The sequence below is a fragment of the Priestia megaterium genome (assembly GCF_023824195.1).
Taxonomy (GTDB): domain Bacteria; phylum Bacillota; class Bacilli; order Bacillales; family Bacillaceae_H; genus Priestia; species Priestia megaterium_D.
In genome coordinates, this window is sequence record NZ_CP085449.1 from 45,487 (window position 1) to 66,525 (window position 21,039).

Here is a 21,039-nt window from a genome sequence, read left to right on the forward strand (position 1 = left end):
CTGATGCGTCCCGCATCTTACCCGGAGTAAAGAACCTACCTCCCCCTATCGCATCTGTAGAATGTGGAACTTGGTAAGCCCTATGTCATCTGCATAAGCAGTAGGATGACTGCAAAGTCAAACGATGTGGCAGAGGGTATGGGATATGAGAAAAAGCGAAAGCCGTTACCCTGAAAAGGGACAGGAAAGCAGAAACGTTGTATAACTGGACGGATACTGTCGTCTTTATAGACAATGACAGGCTCGAAAGAGCGCCTACTTCTCATGGGTCTTCAACACGAAAATAAATTTGTGGCTATCTTTTAACGACAAGGAGCGTGCTGTTATGAATACCTCTCCACGAGCGTCGGCGCACGTCTCGCATAAAGGTTGGTACTCTATTGATTGGAATACTGTACAAAAATATGTAACGAAGTTACGACAAAGAATTTATCGTGCCGAACAACAGAATCAACAAAGGAAAGTAAGGAAGCTTCAACGCTTACTCCTTCGGAGTAAAGCAAATCTACTACTTTCTATTCGCAGAGTGACACAACAAAATAACGGTAAGCGAACACCTGGAGTAGACGGCTACACGGCCTCAAATCCAAACGAACGTATCAAACTTTATCAACAATTAGTTAAATGTAATGTCTTTCAGCATCGCCCAAAGCCAGCGAAGCGAATGTTTATTCCTAAGAAAAATGGAAAACTAAGACCTCTCGGTATTCCGACAATGCGAGATCGAGTGTACCAAAATGTCGTGAAGAATGCACTCGAACCGCAATGGGAAGGCAGATTCGAGTCTACCGCCTATGGTTTTCGTCCTAAACGAAGCACACACGATGCTATAAGTAATCTCTTTAACAAGCTTAACACCAACAGTAAGAAAAAGTGGGTTTTTGAGGGGGATTTCTTAGGATGTTTTGACCACCTCAAACATGATTGGATAGTAGAACAAATATCTACGTTTCCAGGAACCCCTCTTATCAAAAGGTGGCTCAAGATGGGATACATAGAGCAGGATATGCTCCGTCCAACAAAGGAAGGAACTCCGCAAGGAGGCATTGTGTCCCTCCTAGCCAATATCGCCTTATGCGGTATGGAAAAGAGATTGGTATTATCTATAAAAGACATACAAACCAAACGGAGGATATAAAATCGACCCCAAGTGTAAGATAGGACGTGTTCTCTACGCAGATGACTTCGTCATCGTAACAGAAACGAAGGAACAAGCTGAAAGTATGTATCAAAACCTAATTCCTTATTTACAAAAACGAGGAATTACACTCAGCACGGATAAAACTAGGGTTACACATATCGAGAATGGGTTCGATTTTCTTGGCTTCTCGCTGCGTCAATACAACACAGGACAAGGAAAGAAGTTATTGATCAAACCTAGCAAAGACAGTATCAAAAAAGCTAAAAACAAGATAAAAGATACGTTCACAGTAATGAGAGGACGACCAGTAAAAGAAATTATACGTGTCTTAAACCCTATTATTAGAGGTTACGGACAGTATTGGAAACATGTCGTTTCCAAAAGACGTTTAGTTATATGGACTATTATGTTTTCTCTAAATTAATCAAACATCTTAAACAATTACATCCAAAAAAATCGTGGAAATGGATTACCAGGCGTTATTTTAAGAAGCCCAACCACGGTGGAAATGATAAATGGACTCTCACCTGTCCACCTACTAATATTCAATTGTTGAAGATGGCCTGGATTAAAATAGAACGACATGTGATGGTAGCCTATAAAAACAGTCCAGATGATCCGAACCTAAAAGGATATTGGGAAAAGCGAGACCGTAAGGTCTTCAATAGCGAAAATACGCTAGATAGGATAAAACTCGCAAGGAAACAAGGTTACCGTTGCACATTATGTAAACACACTCTACAAAATGGCGAAAAAGTTACTGTACAACACTTAGAAGTTTCTACAGGCAAAGTTGCTAAATTAGTACATGTACCGTGTATTAAATAAAGAAGTTGTTTGGATAAAAAGAAGGCTTGAGCCGTATGACGGGAAATCTGTCACGTACGGTTCTTAGGGGGGCGGGCGCTCGTGAGAGTGCCCGCCTACCCGACTAAACTAGAAGTGAATATTGTATTCATATACCTTTCTAAAAAAATAATACCTTGCATTATTAGGTATTATAAATTATATTTTAAATAGAGAGGTGTAAAATATGGAAATTAATAAGGAAGTACTTAAAGGACATATTGATACCTTAATCCTTTCCCTTCTAGATCTTAGGGATATGTATGGGTATGAATTAGCAAAATTGGTTCGAGAGAAAAGTGATAACCAATTTGAATTAAAAGAAGGAACACTTTATCTATCTCTAAAGCGTTTAGAAAAGAATAAATGGATCCAATCCTACTGGGGGAATGAGCAAGGACCAGGAGGCAGAAGAAAGTATTATAAACTCACATCCTTAGGTGAACAAGGTTTTGAAGAAAAGCGTTTGGAATGGCAATTTGTAAAGAAGATGATGGATTCATTTTTAGAAAGGAATGAAAGAGAATGAAGAAAATCAATCAATTTGTAGATTCGATTTACTCCGATGTTAGTAGCAAAGAAGCTGAAGAAATGAAAGAAGAAATGCGGACACATTTAATTGAGACAGTGGAAGATTTAAAGTTAGAAGGTAAATCCGAAAAGGAAGCCATAGAAATTGCATTGAATAGATTCGGTGACGAAAAATTGATTACCAAGGGACTATTTAGTTTGTTTAAGGAACAAAGTACGATTGTCAAAAAGCTATTTCGCTGTTCTGTTGTTCTTCTTGTTGTAGGGTTTATCTTTTTAGCAGCACTTGTTACAAGAGATCAAATGATTTCTTCAAAGAACGATAAAGCACTTTCGACAATCCAAAACATTATTGATAATTTAGGAAATAGGTCTTTGTCTCAAACTGAGCAAGAAAGGATTGTTAATACGACTGTAAAAGGATTAAAAATTGAAGATTTTGCTTTATATAAAAAGCCAGAGGGAAGTCCTAAGAGATTCAAAGAGACTCAGTTTCCTGAAGTATATAGTAAAATGAATCAGGTGATTGAGTATGGGGATGAAAGAGAATGGGATGCTGGAATTGAAAATCAAAATTGGTATGCAGAGTTTAGTTATAAGCAAATTCCCTTCTATGAGCCATTCTATGCTATTCCGTACAGTCTATTTATAGTGGCATTTGTTTTAGGAATTGTAGCATTGTTTATAAAGCAACGTTCAACGAGAAATAAACTACATATATTACTTCAATAAAAAAGAAGGTGCATTATGCATCTTCTTTTTTGTGCCGAGAATCGTGATTATGGTGCGACAAGAAGTCGCTTTTATATAGTGTGGTTTACGCCACTGGTTTAGACGCAAAAACTATCCCCGTCCAAAACTGCGGGCCTGGTAACGGGCTCGTGGGTTGCATGCGGAAATGCGGAAACAGAGAGTCAGTGCACGACTCGGAACACTGCTAGGGGAAGATGAGTATGGTGAACATTAGTGAAGGTTTGTAAGCTTCGTCAGGATTAGCTCAGGATAGTGCACAGATTTGCTTGGGTATTGGCAAGAGGAAAAGCAGATTCATAATGCTGCTGTGAGGCGTCCCGTATCTTGCCCGGAGTAAAGAACCCACCTAACCTCGTCGTATCTATAAGATGCGGAACTTGGTAAGCCCTTTGTCATCTGTGTAAACAGTAGGATGACTGTAAAGTCAAACGATGTGATAGAGGGTAAAGGATACGAGAGAAAGCGAATGCCGTTACCTCGAAAGAGAACAGGAAAGCAGGAAACTGTATAACTGGACGGATACTATCGTCCTTACGGACAAACCCATGATAGGCCCGAAAGGGAGCCTACTTCTCGTTGGTCTCTCGTAGGAACATAAGGTTGTGGCTATCTTCTGACGAAAGAAACGTACTGTTATGTATACCTCCACTTGGAGCGTCGGCGTACGTTTTAACTTACCGTTATGGTATGTGATGAAGATACGACAGCAAATGGACCTGCAATGGGAGGCTTGAGCCGATGTGTCTTGAAAGGGACTCGCACGGTTCTTAGGGGAGGCGGGGGCAGTGATGCCCCTAACTTACCCGACTTAACTAATTTTGTATATGATATACACCTCCATTACTTATAAAATGAGCAATTCTAATTAATAAGAGATGATATAATTTAAGGTATAAAAGTAAGTATTTGGAGGATATTTAATGGAACCATTTTGGGAAAAATCTTATCTAAACGATGAGGTTGAAACATTCGGCAAGCCAAGTATTGAAGTAGTTGATGTTAGTAAAAGGTTAAAAGAAAACTCGAAAGTTCTAGATCTAGGCTGTGGAGATGGACGGCATGCTATCTTTCTAGCGAATTTAGGACACGAAGTTGATGCAGTAGATATATCAGAGGCAGGTATAGCTAAAATCAATAGGGCTAAGGGAAAGTTGAACCTAACTAACTTAACTGCATCTGTAGAGAATGTAGTTAACTATAAATTTATTGATACATACGATTTAGTTATTTCACATGGGCTATTTCATTTTATGGAACGTAACCACTGGTCTAATGTAATTGAACGTATGAAATTAGGAACACGAAAGAATGGATACAACATTATTGCGGTTTTTACTAATGAAGTTGAAATACCAGAGGATTTAAAGAGTTATGTTAAAGGAATTTTTAATGAAGGTGAATTAAAAGAAATTTATTCTGATTGGTCCGTAGAAATGTATCAATCTTATCAGTTTGAAGATGAACATGAAAATAATATTAGACACTGTCATGCAGTTAATAAGGTTGTTGCGAGAAAATTATAATAAGCAGCACATTGTTTAGTTACAATACTAAAGCCATAGAGATTTATAATCTTCTATGGCCTTTTTTACTGCCGATAACGTGTTTTATGTTAACTAAAAATCTATACGATATACATTTTAAAATCAGAAAAAGCCACTAAACAGGGATTAGTAGCTTTTTCTGTTGTATAGTTAGTTGCACGAGTCGATGTTTGGCGACATCTTGAGTAATTTGCTCAATTTATTGATAACTTATGTACTAAAAAGAAAAGCTTACCTGATTTGTCAGAGGTAGGCTTTTCTTTTTGCTAAATATTAAGGGTGTAATTGCTTGTTACTTACATATCATTTAATATTTTTGTAGATATTTATTATAACCCATCAAATCATTTTGAGAAAGTAAAAATCGAAAGCGATTACTTAACGTTTGAATTAAAAGGCGTTTTTTCTATTTCATACCGATAAATGGCATTATGTTAACTGTTTTTAAAATTTCTTTCTTAGTTAGATTAGATTCTTTGCATGAGAATGAAATAATATATGACATTAAAAACATTAAAGAAAATAAAAACGCGTTACTTTACATTCTTGTGATAAGATTGCATAGTAATTTACTATAAAGTATTCATATTGATAGGATATTCTTATCAGAAGGAGAGTGGGGATTGTGAGAGAAACCTGTGTTCCGACTGGCGTAGAACTAAAAAACACTGGTTTTGGATATACGTTATCCTTAATAGGTGGTAAATATAAAATGATTATTTTGTATTGGTTGTCTGAAAATAAGGTTATGAGGTTCAATGAGCTGAAGCGACGTATTGGGACTATTTCCTTTAAAACACTAAGTGTTATGTTAAAAGAGCTTGAGGAAGATGGTCTTATTATCCGCAAAGAATTTCCCCAAATACCTCCAAAAGTTGAATATTCATTATCTGAACGTGGTTGTTCACTTATTCCATTGTTAGATATGATGTGCGAGTGGGGAGAGAAAAATAATTTTCAAGCTCTAGAAGATGTAACAAAATAGGCATAGTGTAAAATGGAAGTACCTTCTTGTTTAGGAGGTACTTCTTATTTTAACTTTTATAAAAGTTACCCATTACATATTATCAATGAAATTTAAATAATCTTGAGTGCTTTTTTCTATTTCACTTACAGATGGCTCAAATTCTGCTCCATAAAACGCAAAGAACGAACGATAATCTGCTTTGCAATAGATGGCTGTCGTCTCAAACGGACGCAACACTTGTTCAAGTGTATAATGGTATCTTCCAGTTTCACTATAATCCACATTTTTGATCCCGGCAGATACCCCTAAAGCAATTTTACGATTCTTTAATTTATCTCCTTTTGAACCATAAGCCCATCCATAAAGGAAAACATCATCCAGCCACTTTTTTAAGAGAGGAGGACAGTTGAACCAATATACAGGAAATTGGAAAACAAGGTTTCCGTGAGTTTCAACCAATTTTTGTTCTTTTTCCACATCTATGTTCTCATCAGGATAAACCTTATACAATTCGTGCACAGTATATTTTTCTGGATATTTTTTTAATTCTTCTACCCATCGCTTATTAACAACAGATGTTTCTAAGCTTGGGTGTGTTATGATAACAAGAGTTTTCAATGTTTCTTCCTCCTTAGGCTGATTTCATTTTTATTGTAAAGTCCAAACTAAAAATATGTAAGTACGCACTTTTATTACAGGTACTTACATAAAGGTAAGTACCTTCAAGTTTAAATCCATTATCCTAAAGTTTATTATGCTTTACTTTAACTTTTAAAGGTGATAATTATCATCCGTGGAGCAGTAACTCAAGAATTTATGAAATTAATTTAGTCGAGTAATGATGTTCTTTATAATACCGATAACTCTGATTATGGTAACTAGATTTTTATGCAGGATAAATATTTTGTTAAATATTTACAAAAATAGTAAGTGCACGTATCATTAATAATACGTGCACTTACTATTTTAGGAGGTCTTATTATGTGGAACTACGAACATACTGTTTTTACTACTTCTACCCCTATATCTATTTGGAATTTGTATCAAGATATATCTAAATGGTCAAAGTAGGATGAAGAAATTATAGAAGCTCATTTAGAGGGACCCTTTACAACGGGGAGTATTGGAACTCTAACAGTTCTCAATCAAAAACCTAGTACCTTTACTCTTAAAGAAGTGAAAGAAAATCGAAGCTTTACAAATGTTATGGTAATAGACGAACTAAATATACAAATTGCTTTTTACCATTACATAAACAATACTGATTCCCAAACAAAGATTACTCATGGCGTTAGCATTTCAGGCCTTCATGCTAAGGAAATAGGAGATCAGATAGGCCCCTTGTTAACGAAAAATATTCCCTGTTCTATGGATAGACTTGTGAAATTGGCAGGTGAAAAAGAATGACTAAAATACGATATTGGATAGGTGTAGTATCTGAGGATCATGTAAGAATAGGAGAGGAAAATGGCTTTGCTCAACTATGTCATGGTAAAGCATATCCTTTAAAACGAATGAAAGCAGGAGATTGGCTCGTTTATTATTCACCAAAGACATCTTATAAAAATGGCTTACCTTTACAGTCTTTTACTGCTATTGGTAAGGTTAAATCGGGTGAGGTTTATCTTTACGAAATGAATCCAAACTTTATACCGAATAGAATAGATGTAGAATTTAAAGAATGCCAATATGCTAGTTATTTACAAATTAAGCCTTTATTAAATTTTGCCCGTATGACTCGAAATGTAGGTTTACTCTTTAGAAGGGGGCATTTCGAGATAGAACGGGAAGACTTTTTAATAATTGCTAAAGCTATGGGGGTAAAACTGCATGAAATGGGTTTCCAAATTTAATAATCCAGAAGATAGCTCAGGATTTCTATTATGGCAAGTAACACATGCATGGCAAAGACTTATAACAAAAGAACTGAGTAAGATAAATGTTACTCATTCACAATTTGTGTTACTAGCAGCATGTGATTTTCTACAGACTAAAGGAGAAAACGTGACTCAAAAAAAGCTTGCTGACTTTACAAAGTTAAATATTATGATGATTTCTGATGTAGTACGTACTATTGAAACAAAAGGGCTTTTAGAGCGAAGTAAGAACCCCTTAGATAAGCGAGAAATTTTATTATCTATAACTGCAGAAGGAAAAAATAAGGTTAAACAAGGGATTCCAATTGTAGAAAAAGTAGATGAACAGTTTTTTAATAATATTAAGGATAATCAGGAAAACTTTAATGAGATGTTACATTCTTTATTATAACTAAGTTGGCTTCTAGAATAGCTCATACTATTTCCTATAACACGTTTTATGTTAACTGGAAAGGAATAGTTAAACATATACTTTAACACCGGTGTATATAGGGGTGTTAAGTATAGGCGTACCTTTTTATAAGGGCCAAATATATGTTGAAGGTTATAAAAAGTGGCAGCTTAGTATGAGAAGTTGCCACTTTTTATTTTACATGATCAGTAACCTTATTTGTGATACAAGAATCTAAAAAAGAATCCTTAATTTCTGCTTTCATATTCCATGATTTTAATACTTCTGTTTCAAATCTTTGTATATCTTTAAAGCTTGTTCATATGTATCGTTGTTCGAAGCAATTTGATAATTTTTTGTACTATCATCTGTATGAAAAATTCCCTTATCATCTATCATTAAAGTTCCCGAAATTTTATCATGATAGACAAATATTATTGATATTGCCTTATCATAATTCAGTTGTTGGTTGGTTTGTCCTATGTATTGAAGTTGATTATAAGAATTAACAAGTGATTGAACGCTTTCTTGCTCAACTTTATTATATCCCTCATATAAACTTTGCCCTAAACCGATATCAACGTAATCTGCTTTGATTCCCTTTACAGAGTTATTACTGCATCCATTTATAATAAGGACTATTATTACAATGCTAAGAATAAATAATGATCTTTTCACAATTTTAATCCCTTCAAATTATTAATGTTATTACTTTTTAAGCTTTAATAAACACGTCACTATCTTTTTTACTTAGACCTATATATTTAAAATACCTCCTAGAATTTTTTTGTATTATTAATGGTAACATTTATTTTTTAATTTAAATTACTAAAGTGTAAAACTAATTCAAACTTCCCAGAGCGCACATTATGGTAAATAAGAATGTATATATTATTCGCTTAAAAACAAAGATTTCATTTTAATTTTTTCTATTTTATGAAATAATTGTATGGTTCGTTTGAAATATGACAATCAGATTTATAAGGAGAAGAAAAAATGAAATCAGTAAAAAATATTGTATTTTTTGTGCTGTTGTTATTTATTATTTCAGCTTGTTCTAATTCAAAAGATATAAAGCTTTCAAAAGCAGACGCTATAATAACTAATAACAAAGACCTTGTAGGAGAAACTGTTAGAACCATAGGAGAAGGTAAGAGTCAAACAACTGTGGACACGGCGTTATACTATACGTTTGTAGTAAAGAACAATTCTAATAAATCTATATCTAATGAAGACTTGAACCAGATAAAACTAAAAATAAAACCTAATCAAGAATTACTATCAGTTGTAGAAGATACAGTAGGATCTAACATTTATAATGTTAACAAGAGCAAAATAGGATGGGGCCAAGGAATAGAGGAGATTCCAGCTCATGGTACTGGAAAGTTTACTATTTATTATAACTTAAGTACAGATAAACAGGGGAATAAACTACCTTCTATACCTACTAAAGAGGAGTTAAAAAGAATAAAGGAAAATGCTTTAAAATCTACACTTATTGTCTCAGAAAATGGAGAAGAGATTGCTCACTTCAATTTAAATAAAAATTAGTATGTAATTTAGAGATACATAGAGTAATTAAAGAGAAGACCATTTAAATGGTCTTCTCTTTAATTACTACAGATAAGCTTTATTATCCTAATCAAGGATGCATAGAGTATATTACTTGAACCTAACTAACTTTAGATTTTTCATTCATAGATTCCATCCTCTAGAAAAGATTAAAAATGTTATTGTTTTATTAGAGCAGATATACTTATTACAACTTTGTTTATTTCCGACAATCTTAATTATGGTAATTATAAAAAATAATACCTTGTATTAAAAGGTATTATTTTTTATAATCAACTAAGAGGTGGAAGATTTGGAAATTAGTAGAGAGATCTTAAAGGGTCATATTGATACGTTGATTTTGTCGTTACTTTATCAAAGGGATATGTACGGTTATGAATTGGCTAAGATTGTTCGAGAAAAAAGTGATGAACAATTTGAACTGAAAGAAGGAACTCTTTATTTGTCTTTAAAGAGATTAGAAAAGAATAATTGGATTTCTTCTTACTGGGGTAGTGAGCAAGGTCCTGGCGGAAGAAGAAAGTATTATAAGCTTACCTCCTTAGGTAAGCAAGGTTTTGAAGATAAGCGTTTAGAATGGCAATTTATAAAGAAAATGATGGATTCATTTTTATGGGGAGGAACTAAGTGAAGAGAATAGAAGCATTTGTGGATTCTATGTATCTAAATGTAGACGGAGATAAACAAGAAATCGACGAATTAAAAGCAGAAATGAAAAATCATTTGTTTGAATCAGTTCAGGAGTTAAAAGAAGCAGGAAAAACAGAACAACAAGCTATTACAATTGCGATTCAACGGTTTGGTGAAGAAAAAGAAATGCGCGCTGTTATTGGACAATTGTTTGAGATACAAAAAATATTTGCAAAGCGTGTGCTTTACATAGCAATAGTTTGTTTAATATTAACAATATCAATGGGTAGTTTTCTTTGGGAAATTGACGATTCAACTGCTCAAGGATTATCTGAAACAAGTACATTAATATCTAAGGAATTAGAAAATAAAGACGTTATGACCTTCAGTATGAAAAGGAAAATTGAAACTTTAGTAGAGGATACGAATTATATATCTGAAGTCACTATCTATAATTCAAAAGATATAAGAAGTGTTAGCCAAAATTCTGGGGAATATCATTGGAAATCACAGAATCCAGATTTTCAATATCAAAGAACGATTTGGGCTCCAAAATGGCTAGGTGTGGATTCTTCCACGTCTGGAAATGGAAATGAACAATGGTTTGTACTAATAGAGAGTAGAAGTTTTGATCAATTACAGGTAATTGTAATATTTATGGGTGGAGCTATTTACTGGACACTGTTCACTATTTGGGCAATTATTAATGCTCACCATCAAAAACCGTTACGAATTAAATGGATTTTTATATTTGTAGGCCTTAATGTTTTAGGTTATTTACTTTATTATTTTACAGGAATACGGAGCGTTTCTTCTAAAGAGCATGAGGATTTATATTAAGATTCTGTAGCCTCTACCTCAAAGCTAATATATACACTTATAAACTAATATGGTAAAATTACTCATATTTTGTCGTTAGGAACTTAAATTTTGTTGGAGGTTACAAATGAGTTACGGCGTTTCAGTATTTTTTATATTAGTGCTTATGTGTATTATTGCAAGTCAGTCTTACTTACCAAAATGGTTAAAGTGGTTAGTTGGTGTCTACTATTCTTTAGGAATATTACTTTTTAGTTATCTTCAAACTCCTTTAGCCGATAAATGGTATGTACATACTCCTGTTCCAGACGAGTATTGGGATGCAAATTCAAGATTAACAGATCTATTTGCTGCTGTGTTCTTTATACCCGTCTGCATACTTTTTTTCATACTATATTATAACTGGTTCAAAAAACTAAAAAAGCCCCTACATCGTGTGTATTTGGGAATTAGTGTGGTTCCTGTTTTACTTATAGGTTTTGTATGTTTCTTTATGTTTGAATTCTTGTATGGGTATAGGCCTTAAAATCATATTACATTTTACAACTCCAGAACTAAGCATACAAAAAATAAACCTTTGCTAATATAAGCAAAGGTTTTTCAAATTTATTGGAATAGGGGGAGTACGTTATTAGTCTGGCCAGATTTGTAGATTCATATACATATACCTTTAAAAACAAATGTTGTCATTAACTATATTTATAGAAAATAACCTCGACTCCGTTTTATCATTCGTTAAGTAAATACTAAATTACTTCATTTATTATTAATGTTTTAACATTTACACTAAGTGACGACAAATATATTGTTTTTCTACAAGATAAGTAAATGATAAAACTATTTTTAATAAAATATGTTTGATTTTATTTAATGATATAGTGGAAAGTAAAACTAAACATAATCCATTTTATATAAACTGCATATTATATACAGCTTAAAAAAAGAAAAACCTACTGACCCAGTAGGTTTTTCTATATGCAATGAAGATGAAAGAATAGCACGTACTCAAGAGAATATACTCTGACCTTTATAAGGTAGCAAACTATTCCCTCAATAGATGTGGGAAAATTCACAACTTTAAAGCCTGAAGAGTGTTACGATGTATTTGACCTTTCTAACAAAAGATCACTTTTACCCTTGCTCTTGGTGTTATTTTTAAAAATAATTAAAACTTTTTATTTACTAACGTTGGAATAAACACACGGAAAGTTGTTCCAACCTCTTTTTTACTTGTTAACTCAATATATCCATCGTATTTTTCTAATTTTCGTTTAACTGTATATAATCCAATTCCTTGATGATTCAACTTAGTTGAATAACCTGGGACAAATACCTTGTCTAAATTATCTCCTTTTATGTAAGAGTTTTGATTGTTAACCTCTATTACAAAAAAAGATTTTAATAAATGATCTATCTTTAAACTTACATATTTATCTTCCTTCTTTGAAGCCAACTCTGCCTCAAAAGCATTATCTACAATATTTCCAACAATTTGTATTAATTCATGAGATAATATTTTAACACAAGGAATGTCTTCTGCTGTATCAATAAAAAAGTTAATATTATATAATTTAGCTACCTCTATTTTGGCTTGTAACAGTGTAGATAATGCCGTATGCTTTAACCTCAATAAATTATCTGTTAAACAAATATCTTGAAATAAATTTTTTATATACTGATTTAATTCATTGTATTGCTTATGCTCTGATAATCCATATATAACCTGAAGTTGATTATAATAATCATGTCTATGGCTTTTAACAGAGGCGCTTAAATCTTGTAAGTTACTGAGGTATACATCCTCAGACATAAGGTACATCTGTTGCTCTGATTTTTCACAAAATTTAACTACCACACGTATTAAATTGCACATTATTAAAATTGTAGCAAATACAATTATGTATGTTAATGCGCGTCTCCCTTCACCATTTCCAATGTCGACCAATACAGCTAATAATACCACAAAAATTTGAGCAAGAATTGACGTGATAATCGTTATAATAAAATTGCTATTAAGATTATTTCTATCTAATACTTTCTTCAAAGAAATGTCTTTCTTTGAAAGCACAATAATTCCTATAATGATAGTTACATATAAAAAGATAGCGATATAAATCTGAAGTGGCAATTTCATTTTTACAAAATTTATATACTGTGCATTTAAAATTATAAGTACAATTATACTCTCTAGTGTTGTTTGCAGAACTGCACGAAGCAAGGATATAAGTATACTAAACTGTAAACTAAGCTTAAATATATACATAACAATTATTATATGCATGAATATATTAACTAATAGCTTTATATCTGTATTAATATCCCAGTTAAAAGTATACGATGTGCATAATGAATAGATGGCGCTGAACATTATTACTTTTCTTATATTTTTAACTAAGTTACCAAACAATAATTTAACTAAAAATGATAATAAAGTAATATTTTCAATAAAGGTAAGAGCATAAGCTATTAAGTGCATATTCTAATCTTACTTACGCTTCAAAGATTTTGGAATTTGAATCTCATGGATTAGATAGAAGCTAGCTGTTGATATTTCTGTATGAGCTATTTTTACAAAGAAACTTGCAAATAATCTTTTAATTTTTTTCATTTTTTGTCCCTCTTTTTCTCTTTAATAAAGTAAGTGACTGGGAAACTATCCCCAATTGGATAGCTGTAGCATATGAAGGGCTTAAACCCAAAATATACTGAACGAATATATACATTATAATTATAAAAGTAATTGATAAATATTTTAGTAGCGATCTATGATTGTAGGATACTCTATCAGGATTAATTGAAGTTCCGAAAACCAACAATATAAAAATACTAATTATAAAACAAAAAAACATGCTTATTTTTAAGTATGCTATGTTTACTTGCCCCATTATTTGGGAAGCTAATGCTATACTTGTCAGCAGGGACATAGAGTTTATATAACAGTAAAAAAATCTAGAAAAGTGAAACCCTCCGGAGAGCAATCTTAGAGAAGAAAACGAAACTAAAACTATTAGGATAAGGATCAAATCATTTATTAAAAAGCCTATTAATAAAATTGTAACTAATTTAATCAATGATCTAATTGTAATTTCCACTCCATAGGCTATTACCTCTGATTCATAATTTGATTCCTTAACCAATTTGTTACTTATTTTTAGGGAAAGGTCGTGAATCATTTCTTATCTCCTTTGTATTTCTTACTAAACGTCGTATTTAAGTAAGGCTTTTAAATTGTTCAACTGTTAGGGAGATATCCACTAAATATAGCTCCATTAGGATGATTATTTTTTACTATTAAGTCTCCTCCATGTATTTTAAAAGCATGTTTAGCAATTGTTAATCCAAGTCCAGTTCCACCTGTCTGACGATTTCTGGAGTATTCTCCCCGATATAATGGTTTAAATATGTGCGGTAATATTTCTTCAGGTATGCCTTCTCCACCATCTTTTATAGTAATGATTATTTCTTTTTCTGTATTTTCTAAGATTATATCTATTGAGCCACCTGTAGGTGTATATCGAATTGCGTTACTCACTATATTATCTATAGATCTCGTCAATAAAGGCGCATTACCTTGTAAAGTGAGAGACTTCTCTGGCATCTCTAAAGACAAACTTATGTTTTTTTGACGGCACGCTAAATCGTAGCCCTCAACTATATTTTGGACTAAACTTTTAATTTCAATAGGATGAAATTCTGGCTGAGTTCCTAAATAATCAAGCTTTACATATTCGAATAAATTAGAAACTAGTTCTTCTAACAAGTTTGCTTTATTTCTACAAACCCTAATATATTTTTTTTGTTTTTCTGGGCTATTTGCTATCCCCTTTTCTAACCCCTCTAAATATCCTCTTATCGAAAATAAGGGTGTTCGTAGGTCATGGACAATTGAAGCAACAAACATTTTTCTATCTTCTTCCATTTGGGCTTTCGAAGCTAACAACTCATGTAGCTCTTGTTGCATAAATTTAAAACCATCCGATACTGCATTGATTTCTTTAACTGATGAAGAAGGCAAAACAGATGTAAATTCATTACGAGAAAGTGACAAAGCTGCACGCTCCAATAACTTAAGAGGACGTATTATCATTTTATGGGTGATAATAACACAAAATAATAACACAAGAAAGAATAAGGATATCCAAACAATAACTCCACCCCATTGCTTTAAAAATGCATTTTTAGGTTTATTAATCTCTTCCCCAACAGCAGGGGGAGTATACTTTATAAAAGCAGTCCCAGTAGCCTTTCCTTCTTTATAAATTGTTTGTTTTTCAAAAGCCGATTTAGATAACCCAATGCTGTAGTTTCCTTTTTGATGAATAGTTTCGCCTGAAGCTCCATTTGTACTTGTGAATACTATTTGGTCATTAGAATCTACTAAAATAATTTCTATTCCTTTATTATGTAAATCTTTTATTATATTATTTTTCCATTTTGAACTTCCCCATAATTCAGGCTTCAGAAGAATAGATTTTTCTATCCATCCCTGTACGTTATTTTCTCCCACCTGATTATTTTCATAAGAATCGCTAGAATACCGATTATACATGTGCGATATAAATTTAGTTCCTAAGAAAGGTACCAGTGTAAGTAATAATAAAATAATGATGACCCACTGACGTATAGAGAGTTTACTGATCATGCCTTAATCCCTCAAACTTATAACCCACTCCCCAAACAGTTTGAATCCACTCAGGGTGTGCTGGACAATCTTCTATTTTATCTCGAATTCGGGCAATAAACACTCTAACAGAATGTGAATCACTATAATCCTCTCCCCACACCTTATTAATAAGCTGCTCATGAGTAAATACTTGCTTGGGATGTATAGCCAAAAGCTCTAAAATATCGTATTCTCTAGATGTTAAAGAAACTTGTTTGTCTCCTTTCCATACTTCACGAGCTTTCATATCAATTTTCAAATTTCCAAAATCGAGAATGTTCGTTGAATGATTTACTTTTACCTGTTGCACATCAAATCTTCTACGAACTGCTTTAATCCGGGCAATGATCTCTCCTGGAGTAGCTGATTTTACAATATAATCATCTGCTCCAAGATTTAGCCCTCTAATTTTATCAATATCATCTTGTTTTGCACTTAAAAACAAAATAGGTACGTTACTAATTTTTCGTATTTCTTTACATACAGTAAATCCATCTATATTTGGCATCATAATATCGAGTAAGATACAATCGATTTTTTTAGATGCTATGACGTCTAAAGCTTCTTTACCGTTATATGCAGTACGCACTTTATAACCATCTATCTCCAAAAAATCTTTTAATAAATCAACAATCTCTATCTCATCATCTGTAATTAGAATTGTTTCTTGCATAGCTTCACTTCCTTCCTCTACTTATTTTCCATATAGTATATATTAAGCTAAAAAAAGTAATTTTTTAATATGTTTGATAAAAATTTGATACTTTATTTACATTTTATTGATATTTTCATGACAATTTATTTAGTTTTCTCTTATACAATGACGTTAACTTAAATAAGGAGAGATGCTAGCCATGTCATTTGTATTAGAAGCACAATCAATAAACAAGATATATGGAACGCAGGATAATCAATTTTATGCGTTAAAAAATATTCATTTACAGGTCCAAAAGGGTGAGTTTCTGGCAATTATGGGGGCAAGTGGATCCGGAAAATCTACTTTATTGAATGTCTTATCCGGATTAGATAAGCCTACTTCTGGAAAGGTCATTCTAGATAATATTGATATTACCAAAGCTAGAGATGCAGCCCTAACAAAAATACGCTCTGAAAATATAGGGTTTATATTTCAATTCTTTAACTTACTTTCTATTTTGACAGCAGAGGAAAATGTTTTGTTACCTCTACTTCTTTCTAAAAGAAATAAAAATGGATTAAAAGAGAAAGCAAAAGAGCTTTTAAATCTATTAGGAATAGGACATCTACACTCTACTCATCCACCTAATATGTCTGGTGGACAACAACAGCGTGTAGCCATTGCAAGAGCATTAATTACAGATCCAAAAATTATACTTGCTGATGAACCCACAGGAAGCTTAGATTCAAAGACAAGTAAAGAAATACTAGGAATTTTACGCTATTTCTGTGACACTTTGCACCACTCTATGGTTATGGTAACCCATGATGCAAACGTAGCTTCTTATGCACATCGCATTGTCTTCATGGAAGATGGGCAATTAGTTGATGAACTTAAATTAAAAGACAAACAAAGAGATCGTAAGCAAGTTATTACGGAGATTACAAATAGAATTGAAGGAGTTCTATCATGAAGATATCAAGTATCTCTTGGAAATTCTTTGTCTCTAAAAAAGGAAGAAGTTTCTTTTCTGTTTTAGGTATATCTTTAGGGATTATGATGTTAATTATTTCTCAAATCCTTCTTTTCACTGTAGAAAAGTCTAATGAAGAATCAGTAAAGCAGAAGTATGGCGATTATGATATGCTAGCTGGTTATCAAACAAGTAAAGATCACTTGTCAAATGAGGATATTTCTTTTATAAATAAAATTCCTGGAGTCAAAAAAAGTAGTCCTCTACTGTATCCTTATTTAGGAAATAAGGATACACATTCCGAACTCTTAGGAATGCCTATGTATGTTGGATTAAAAAATGATTCTCTATCTAAACAACATCCTTTTTCGAACATAGGAAAAGGTCATTTTCCACAAGAAAATGAAGTAGTATTACCTGTACGCTATGTGAAATCACATGGACTTAAAATAGGATCCACTATTGAAATGTCTTTCCCTCCCAACGGAAAGAAAAAGGTCAAAATCTCTGGCACTTTTAATGAAACAGAAAAATTAGATTATATAGCTTTATTTAATTACAGATGGTTAAGTCAAGTCACCTCTCATGAAAATAAAACGACTGTAGTCATGTTGAAACTTTCCAGCCGTTCTTATGTGGAAAATGTTTCAGAAAGTCTCAAAGAAAAATTCTCGAATATATATATTGATGGACGTAAAGAGATGGATAAAGAAAAAGAAAATATTGGGGGATTAAAACCATTTATCCACATCCTTACATTTGGATCCATAATTGGAAGTATATTAATTGTAATTAGCACATTACAGATGGCTATACAAGAAAGACAAAGAGACCTTGCAACCTTAAGGTTATTAGGAGCCAAAAAAATTCAGATTTTCACACTAATATTAGTGGAATCACTAATCATTGGTATTTTAGCTTCCATAGTAAGCCTAGGATTAGGCACACAAATCGCATTTTTATCCAAAAATTTTGTCCAACACCTAATGAATGTACAAATAGCTGAGGTTATTATTCCTTGGAAATCTGTTATTATAAGTGCAATTATAGGAGTAGTTTTAACAATCCTATCAGGGGTCATTCCAGCTTATAATGCAATGAAACTCCCACCAATTGCAGCCTACCGTCAGAGTTCGCAAGGGTTACAAAAGTTAAATCCCTTAATTACAATTGCTGGCCTAGTTTTTCTCAGTTTGTCTTGTTTAATAGGATTTCTAAATTATTTCTATATAGATGGTCCCAAGTGGATTTATTTACTTACAGGAATAACCTTTTTTATCTCCATGTTTCTAAATATTCCCTTAGTACTAAAGACTATGACTAGATTATTCACTTTAATTGCAAAACCAATAGTAGGATCAGAAGGTTATATTTCTGGGCAAAATGTTTTGCGACAAATAAAACGAAATATTCAAATCTCAAGCATATTAGTTCTAGCCTTTACAATTGGATTTACAGGATATATGTTATTTAGCTCTGTCGTGCGTCAATCAGAACAAACAATACGTGATGAACACCTTACTGATTATACAATTCGTTCTAGTGAATCCACACTTGAACCGGGATTCTCTAATGAACTAGTTAATCAGCTGAATAAGATTAACGGCCTACGATATATTTCAGTTCCTACATCTGTATTTGGTCTAACGTTAAATCTAGATCAAGAACATGCAAGTAAATGGAACGGTCAATTATTTTCAGTAAATGGTCAACAGCAGGCTCATCTTAATTTAGGTGCCATAGATATGAAAAAAGCAAATACATTCAAATCTATTAACGTACTAGAAGGTACAATCGATCAAAATGCCCTACGTGATAATGGTGTTGTAATAACAAAGGATATAAAAGACTTAGGGTACAAATTAGGCGATACAATTCAAATTGGACGATATGATGATGTATTAAAAGGGGATAAAGGCCATTCATTTCGTATTATTGGAGTAATTAAGGATATGCCATTGACTCCTGGTGACGAGTATAAAATTTATACTGATCCTATAAACTTACAAAGATACTTTTATCTCAATAAAGTTCAACAGATTCAATATAATATAGTTAATAAAAATAAAACAAAAGAGATTCAAAATCAAGTTGAAACGCTTTTAAAGAATCCTAGCTTTTCTAATACCGTTTTGTATGATAGAGCACAGGAACTCCAGAAATTAAAGAATGAAGCAACTCAGAGAATGCTTATTTTACTTATTGTTGTCATTCTAATGACATCTATTGCACTTATTGGATTAATGAATAGTATGGCAAGTAGTTTTCAAGAAAGAAAACGCGAGTTTGCGGTTCTAAGAGCTATTGGAAGTAGAAAGAAACAAATTATTCGCTTGGCTTTATTAGAAGGAATTATAGTGACGCTCTCCGGAGGTATTGTTGGTATTATTACTGGATTAATAGTAGGATATAACGTTTTGGCAGGTTTGGAAGCAGAATATTATATCCTTCCAACTGTATTTGTTCTAATAGGTTTATTTGTAAGTCCCTTAATAGGTATTTTATCAACTATTTTCCCATCTATTTGGGTTTCAAAGATGAATGTTATTAAAAATTTACGTGAGGATTAAAAATTAAAAGGCTGTCCAAACTATTTTGGACAGCTCTTACGAACTAATTACTTTATAGAGTTTCAAATTTCTATAGAAATCTAACACAGCACTAAAAAATAAAAAAGTTATAATGGCAAATGAAGTTGTACACCAAAAACAGATTGCTCCAATTTTAAAAATTGATGTGTAAATTAAATACAAGGAAAATAAAAAGCCCATACCTGTAGTTAATAAAAATAGGCTGGAAAATTTAATACTATTTCTTTTGAAAATCAGCATATTAAATATTATTAAATAACCTAATACCCCTATAAGTGACACCGGCAATCCCATCAATTCTGAGTAAGAACTGAGGGAGACCTTTTCACAACCACTAGAAGGGCAATATAAATAGGAGTTCTCCATCCATTTATTGATTAGTAAGTATAAAGAAACTAATAAACCTATGAGAGACGTACAAATTTTAAACATAGACTCTATCACTCCTAATGTGGTTTCTAAAAAAAGCAACAGTTTGCTGACTGTTACTTCTCGAAAACATCCAGCAAACTATTGCCTAATCTATACTATTTATATATTAATCACAACGATTTCCTCTAAGTGTTGTGCAAATGCAGTGCCATTTATCCGTATATAACCAACGGAGTTGTCTATCAGAATCATCCAAACTCAAGCCTTCAACTCCCCATCCGTCACAACCTTGAATAAGATCAATAGCTTCACCAAACATTACAACTGTAGGAAATGAGAATTTTTTCATTTTAGTTCCTCCTATTTTTTAAAAAGATTTTATATGTACCGTAAGCTTCTGACGCTGTTTACTTGGAATTCTAAAAGACTTACGGTATAATAATACAACTAATTCTTTATATTTTTTATGATCTTTTACCATTCACACGCCCTGTGATGGTAAAAGATTTTTTTAGCTAATTGGTGTACAACCGTTACCTTTTAAACTTGTGCAGATACATACCCAACGAGTAGTATAAATCCATTTATAACGAGAATCAGAATCATCTAAAGTAAGATTTTCGGTTCCCCAACCACCGCAACCTTGGATTAAATTTGATGCATTACCAAACTCTACAACCGTAGGAAATGAGAATTTTTTCATTTTGGTTCCTCCTATTTTTTAAAAGATTT

The 21,039-nt window shown here is 32.6% G+C and carries 23 protein-coding genes and 1 pseudogene; 14 read left to right on the forward strand and 10 right to left on the reverse strand.

All coding sequences use genetic code 11. The annotated features are described in order from the left end of the window. Positions 1 to 325 precede the first annotated feature (325 nt). The 6 genes and pseudogenes from LIS78_RS30925 to LIS78_RS30950 all read left to right on the forward strand — a co-directional run bounded on the left by LIS78_RS30925 (position 326) and on the right by LIS78_RS30950 (position 5,800). Complete coding sequence (locus tag LIS78_RS30925) at positions 326 to 1,138, forward strand: reverse transcriptase N-terminal domain-containing protein (RefSeq protein WP_252285772.1); 813 nt, start codon at positions 326 to 328, stop codon at positions 1,136 to 1,138. A 52-nt stretch (positions 1,139 to 1,190) separates the two neighbouring features. Further along, positions 1,191 to 1,969 (forward strand): annotated as a pseudogene (locus LIS78_RS30930) (group II intron maturase-specific domain-containing protein). A 205-nt stretch (positions 1,970 to 2,174) separates the two neighbouring features. Then, positions 2,175 to 2,516, forward strand: coding sequence for a PadR family transcriptional regulator (locus LIS78_RS30935; RefSeq protein ID WP_061860216.1), 342 nt, complete (start codon positions 2,175 to 2,177; stop codon positions 2,514 to 2,516). Beyond that, on the forward strand, positions 2,513 to 3,250 hold the full coding sequence (locus LIS78_RS30940; protein ID WP_252285773.1) for a permease prefix domain 1-containing protein: 738 nt from the start codon (positions 2,513 to 2,515) through the stop codon (positions 3,248 to 3,250). The genes LIS78_RS30935 and LIS78_RS30940 overlap by 4 nt, the downstream gene beginning before the upstream one ends. Positions 3,251 to 4,191: 941 nt before the next feature. Continuing rightward, positions 4,192 to 4,794 (forward strand): methyltransferase domain-containing protein, encoded by a 603-nt coding sequence (locus tag LIS78_RS30945; RefSeq protein ID WP_209152235.1) that lies wholly within the window; start codon positions 4,192 to 4,194, stop codon positions 4,792 to 4,794. A 646-nt stretch (positions 4,795 to 5,440) separates the two neighbouring features. Further along, positions 5,441 to 5,800 carry a winged helix-turn-helix transcriptional regulator gene (locus tag LIS78_RS30950; protein ID WP_053488375.1) on the forward strand — a complete coding sequence of 120 codons (360 nt, stop codon included), beginning with the start codon at positions 5,441 to 5,443 and terminating at the stop codon, positions 5,798 to 5,800. 72 nt (positions 5,801 to 5,872) lie between these two features. On the opposite strand, the gene LIS78_RS30955 is transcribed toward LIS78_RS30950, so the two are convergent. Next, on the reverse strand, positions 5,873 to 6,400 hold the full coding sequence (locus LIS78_RS30955; protein WP_209152236.1) for an NAD(P)H-dependent oxidoreductase: 528 nt from the start codon (positions 6,398 to 6,400) through the stop codon (positions 5,873 to 5,875). A gap of 785 nt (positions 6,401 to 7,185) precedes the next feature. Here LIS78_RS30955 and LIS78_RS30960 point away from each other — a divergent pair. Further along, the gene (locus LIS78_RS30960; protein WP_252285774.1) at positions 7,186 to 7,635 is read left to right on the forward strand and encodes an EVE domain-containing protein; all 450 of its coding nucleotides are present in this window, start codon (positions 7,186 to 7,188) and stop codon (positions 7,633 to 7,635) included. Beyond that, complete coding sequence (locus LIS78_RS30965; protein WP_252285775.1) at positions 7,613 to 8,050, forward strand: MarR family winged helix-turn-helix transcriptional regulator; 438 nt, start codon at positions 7,613 to 7,615, stop codon at positions 8,048 to 8,050. The genes LIS78_RS30960 and LIS78_RS30965 overlap by 23 nt, the downstream gene beginning before the upstream one ends. A 276-nt stretch (positions 8,051 to 8,326) precedes the next feature. Here LIS78_RS30965 and LIS78_RS30970 read toward each other — a convergent pair whose 3' ends face one another. Continuing rightward, on the reverse strand, positions 8,327 to 8,728 hold the full coding sequence (locus tag LIS78_RS30970) for a hypothetical protein (protein WP_053487887.1): 402 nt from the start codon (positions 8,726 to 8,728) through the stop codon (positions 8,327 to 8,329). A 318-nt stretch (positions 8,729 to 9,046) separates the two neighbouring features. Here LIS78_RS30970 and LIS78_RS30975 point away from each other — a divergent pair, with 318 nt between their 5' ends. The 4 genes from LIS78_RS30975 to LIS78_RS30990 all read left to right on the forward strand — a co-directional run bounded on the left by LIS78_RS30975 (position 9,047) and on the right by LIS78_RS30990 (position 11,597). Beyond that, the gene (locus LIS78_RS30975; protein ID WP_053487886.1) at positions 9,047 to 9,601 is read left to right on the forward strand and encodes a hypothetical protein; all 555 of its coding nucleotides are present in this window, start codon (positions 9,047 to 9,049) and stop codon (positions 9,599 to 9,601) included. Positions 9,602 to 9,914: 313 nt separating this feature from the next. Next, on the forward strand, positions 9,915 to 10,253 hold the full coding sequence (locus LIS78_RS30980; RefSeq protein WP_013060031.1) for a PadR family transcriptional regulator: 339 nt from the start codon (positions 9,915 to 9,917) through the stop codon (positions 10,251 to 10,253). Beyond that, on the forward strand, positions 10,250 to 11,092 hold the full coding sequence (locus LIS78_RS30985) for a permease prefix domain 1-containing protein (protein WP_252285776.1): 843 nt from the start codon (positions 10,250 to 10,252) through the stop codon (positions 11,090 to 11,092). The genes LIS78_RS30980 and LIS78_RS30985 overlap by 4 nt, the downstream gene beginning before the upstream one ends. Positions 11,093 to 11,198: 106 nt before the next feature. Further along, complete coding sequence (locus tag LIS78_RS30990; protein ID WP_252285777.1) at positions 11,199 to 11,597, forward strand: hypothetical protein; 399 nt, start codon at positions 11,199 to 11,201, stop codon at positions 11,595 to 11,597. Positions 11,598 to 12,236: 639 nt separating this feature from the next. Here the strand turns inward: LIS78_RS30990 and LIS78_RS30995 are convergent. From LIS78_RS30995 to LIS78_RS31015, 5 genes are read right to left on the reverse strand one after another with little or no spacing between them, the layout of a single operon-like run. Continuing rightward, positions 12,237 to 13,547: a sensor histidine kinase gene (locus LIS78_RS30995; protein ID WP_252285778.1), complete on the reverse strand. Its 1,311-nt coding sequence runs from the start codon at positions 13,545 to 13,547 to the stop codon at positions 12,237 to 12,239. 9 nt (positions 13,548 to 13,556) lie between these two features. Further along, a complete protein-coding gene (locus tag LIS78_RS31000; protein ID WP_252285779.1) occupies positions 13,557 to 13,679 on the reverse strand; it encodes a cyclic lactone autoinducer peptide in 123 nt (40 codons plus the stop codon). Further along, complete coding sequence (locus tag LIS78_RS31005) at positions 13,666 to 14,244, reverse strand: accessory gene regulator ArgB-like protein (protein ID WP_252285780.1); 579 nt, start codon at positions 14,242 to 14,244, stop codon at positions 13,666 to 13,668. Before LIS78_RS31005 ends, LIS78_RS31000 begins: the two co-directional genes overlap by 14 nt. A gap of 59 nt (positions 14,245 to 14,303) precedes the next feature. Further along, positions 14,304 to 15,713 (reverse strand): sensor histidine kinase, encoded by a 1,410-nt coding sequence (locus LIS78_RS31010; RefSeq protein WP_252285781.1) that lies wholly within the window; start codon positions 15,711 to 15,713, stop codon positions 14,304 to 14,306. Continuing rightward, positions 15,703 to 16,407, reverse strand: a complete 705-nt coding sequence (locus tag LIS78_RS31015; protein WP_252285782.1) for a response regulator transcription factor — start codon at positions 16,405 to 16,407, stop codon at positions 15,703 to 15,705. The genes LIS78_RS31010 and LIS78_RS31015 overlap by 11 nt, the downstream gene beginning before the upstream one ends. A 181-nt stretch (positions 16,408 to 16,588) precedes the next feature. On the opposite strand from LIS78_RS31015, the gene LIS78_RS31020 reads away from it, so the two are divergent. Further along, a complete protein-coding gene (locus tag LIS78_RS31020) occupies positions 16,589 to 17,344 on the forward strand; it encodes an ABC transporter ATP-binding protein (protein ID WP_252285783.1) in 756 nt (251 codons plus the stop codon). Next, complete coding sequence (locus LIS78_RS31025) at positions 17,341 to 19,914, forward strand: ABC transporter permease (RefSeq protein WP_252285784.1); 2,574 nt, start codon at positions 17,341 to 17,343, stop codon at positions 19,912 to 19,914. Before LIS78_RS31020 ends, LIS78_RS31025 begins: the two co-directional genes overlap by 4 nt. A 36-nt stretch (positions 19,915 to 19,950) precedes the next feature. Here the strand turns inward: LIS78_RS31025 and LIS78_RS31685 are convergent, their stop codons facing one another. From LIS78_RS31685 to LIS78_RS31035, 3 genes are all read right to left on the reverse strand, one after another. Next, a complete protein-coding gene (locus LIS78_RS31685) occupies positions 19,951 to 20,367 on the reverse strand; it encodes a vitamin K epoxide reductase family protein (RefSeq protein WP_350495086.1) in 417 nt (138 codons plus the stop codon). Between the two features lie 106 nt (positions 20,368 to 20,473). Beyond that, entirely contained in the window at positions 20,474 to 20,656 is a 183-nt protein-coding gene (locus tag LIS78_RS31030; RefSeq protein WP_252285785.1) for a hypothetical protein, read from the reverse strand. A gap of 162 nt (positions 20,657 to 20,818) precedes the next feature. Further along, the gene (locus LIS78_RS31035; protein ID WP_252285786.1) at positions 20,819 to 21,010 is read right to left on the reverse strand and encodes a hypothetical protein; all 192 of its coding nucleotides are present in this window, start codon (positions 21,008 to 21,010) and stop codon (positions 20,819 to 20,821) included. Positions 21,011 to 21,039 lie beyond the last annotated feature (29 nt).

Bases quoted from the DNA above. Each gene is read 5' to 3' on its own strand.
- LIS78_RS30925 (WP_252285772.1), top strand. From the start codon at position 326: ATGAATACCTCTCCACGAGCGTCGGCGCACGTCTCGCATAAAGGTTGG.
- LIS78_RS30935 (WP_061860216.1), top strand. From the start codon at position 2,175: ATGGAAATTAATAAGGAAGTACTTAAAGGACATATTGATACCTTAATC.
- LIS78_RS30940 (WP_252285773.1), top strand. From the start codon at position 2,513: ATGAAGAAAATCAATCAATTTGTAGATTCGATTTACTCCGATGTTAGT.
- LIS78_RS30945 (WP_209152235.1), top strand. From the start codon at position 4,192: ATGGAACCATTTTGGGAAAAATCTTATCTAAACGATGAGGTTGAAACA.
- LIS78_RS30960 (WP_252285774.1), top strand. From the start codon at position 7,186: ATGACTAAAATACGATATTGGATAGGTGTAGTATCTGAGGATCATGTA.
- LIS78_RS30965 (WP_252285775.1), top strand. From the start codon at position 7,613: ATGAAATGGGTTTCCAAATTTAATAATCCAGAAGATAGCTCAGGATTT.
- LIS78_RS30975 (WP_053487886.1), top strand. From the start codon at position 9,047: ATGAAATCAGTAAAAAATATTGTATTTTTTGTGCTGTTGTTATTTATT.
- LIS78_RS30990 (WP_252285777.1), top strand. From the start codon at position 11,199: ATGAGTTACGGCGTTTCAGTATTTTTTATATTAGTGCTTATGTGTATT.
- LIS78_RS30995 (WP_252285778.1), bottom strand. From the start codon at position 13,547: ATGCACTTAATAGCTTATGCTCTTACCTTTATTGAAAATATTACTTTA.
- LIS78_RS31000 (WP_252285779.1), bottom strand. From the start codon at position 13,679: ATGAAAAAAATTAAAAGATTATTTGCAAGTTTCTTTGTAAAAATAGCT.
- LIS78_RS31005 (WP_252285780.1), bottom strand. From the start codon at position 14,244: ATGATTCACGACCTTTCCCTAAAAATAAGTAACAAATTGGTTAAGGAA.
- LIS78_RS31010 (WP_252285781.1), bottom strand. From the start codon at position 15,713: ATGATCAGTAAACTCTCTATACGTCAGTGGGTCATCATTATTTTATTA.
- LIS78_RS31015 (WP_252285782.1), bottom strand. From the start codon at position 16,407: ATGCAAGAAACAATTCTAATTACAGATGATGAGATAGAGATTGTTGAT.
- LIS78_RS31020 (WP_252285783.1), top strand. From the start codon at position 16,589: ATGTCATTTGTATTAGAAGCACAATCAATAAACAAGATATATGGAACG.
- LIS78_RS31025 (WP_252285784.1), top strand. From the start codon at position 17,341: ATGAAGATATCAAGTATCTCTTGGAAATTCTTTGTCTCTAAAAAAGGA.
- LIS78_RS31685 (WP_350495086.1), bottom strand. From the start codon at position 20,367: ATGTTTAAAATTTGTACGTCTCTCATAGGTTTATTAGTTTCTTTATAC.
- LIS78_RS31030 (WP_252285785.1), bottom strand. From the start codon at position 20,656: ATGAAAAAATTCTCATTTCCTACAGTTGTAATGTTTGGTGAAGCTATT.
- LIS78_RS31035 (WP_252285786.1), bottom strand. From the start codon at position 21,010: ATGAAAAAATTCTCATTTCCTACGGTTGTAGAGTTTGGTAATGCATCA.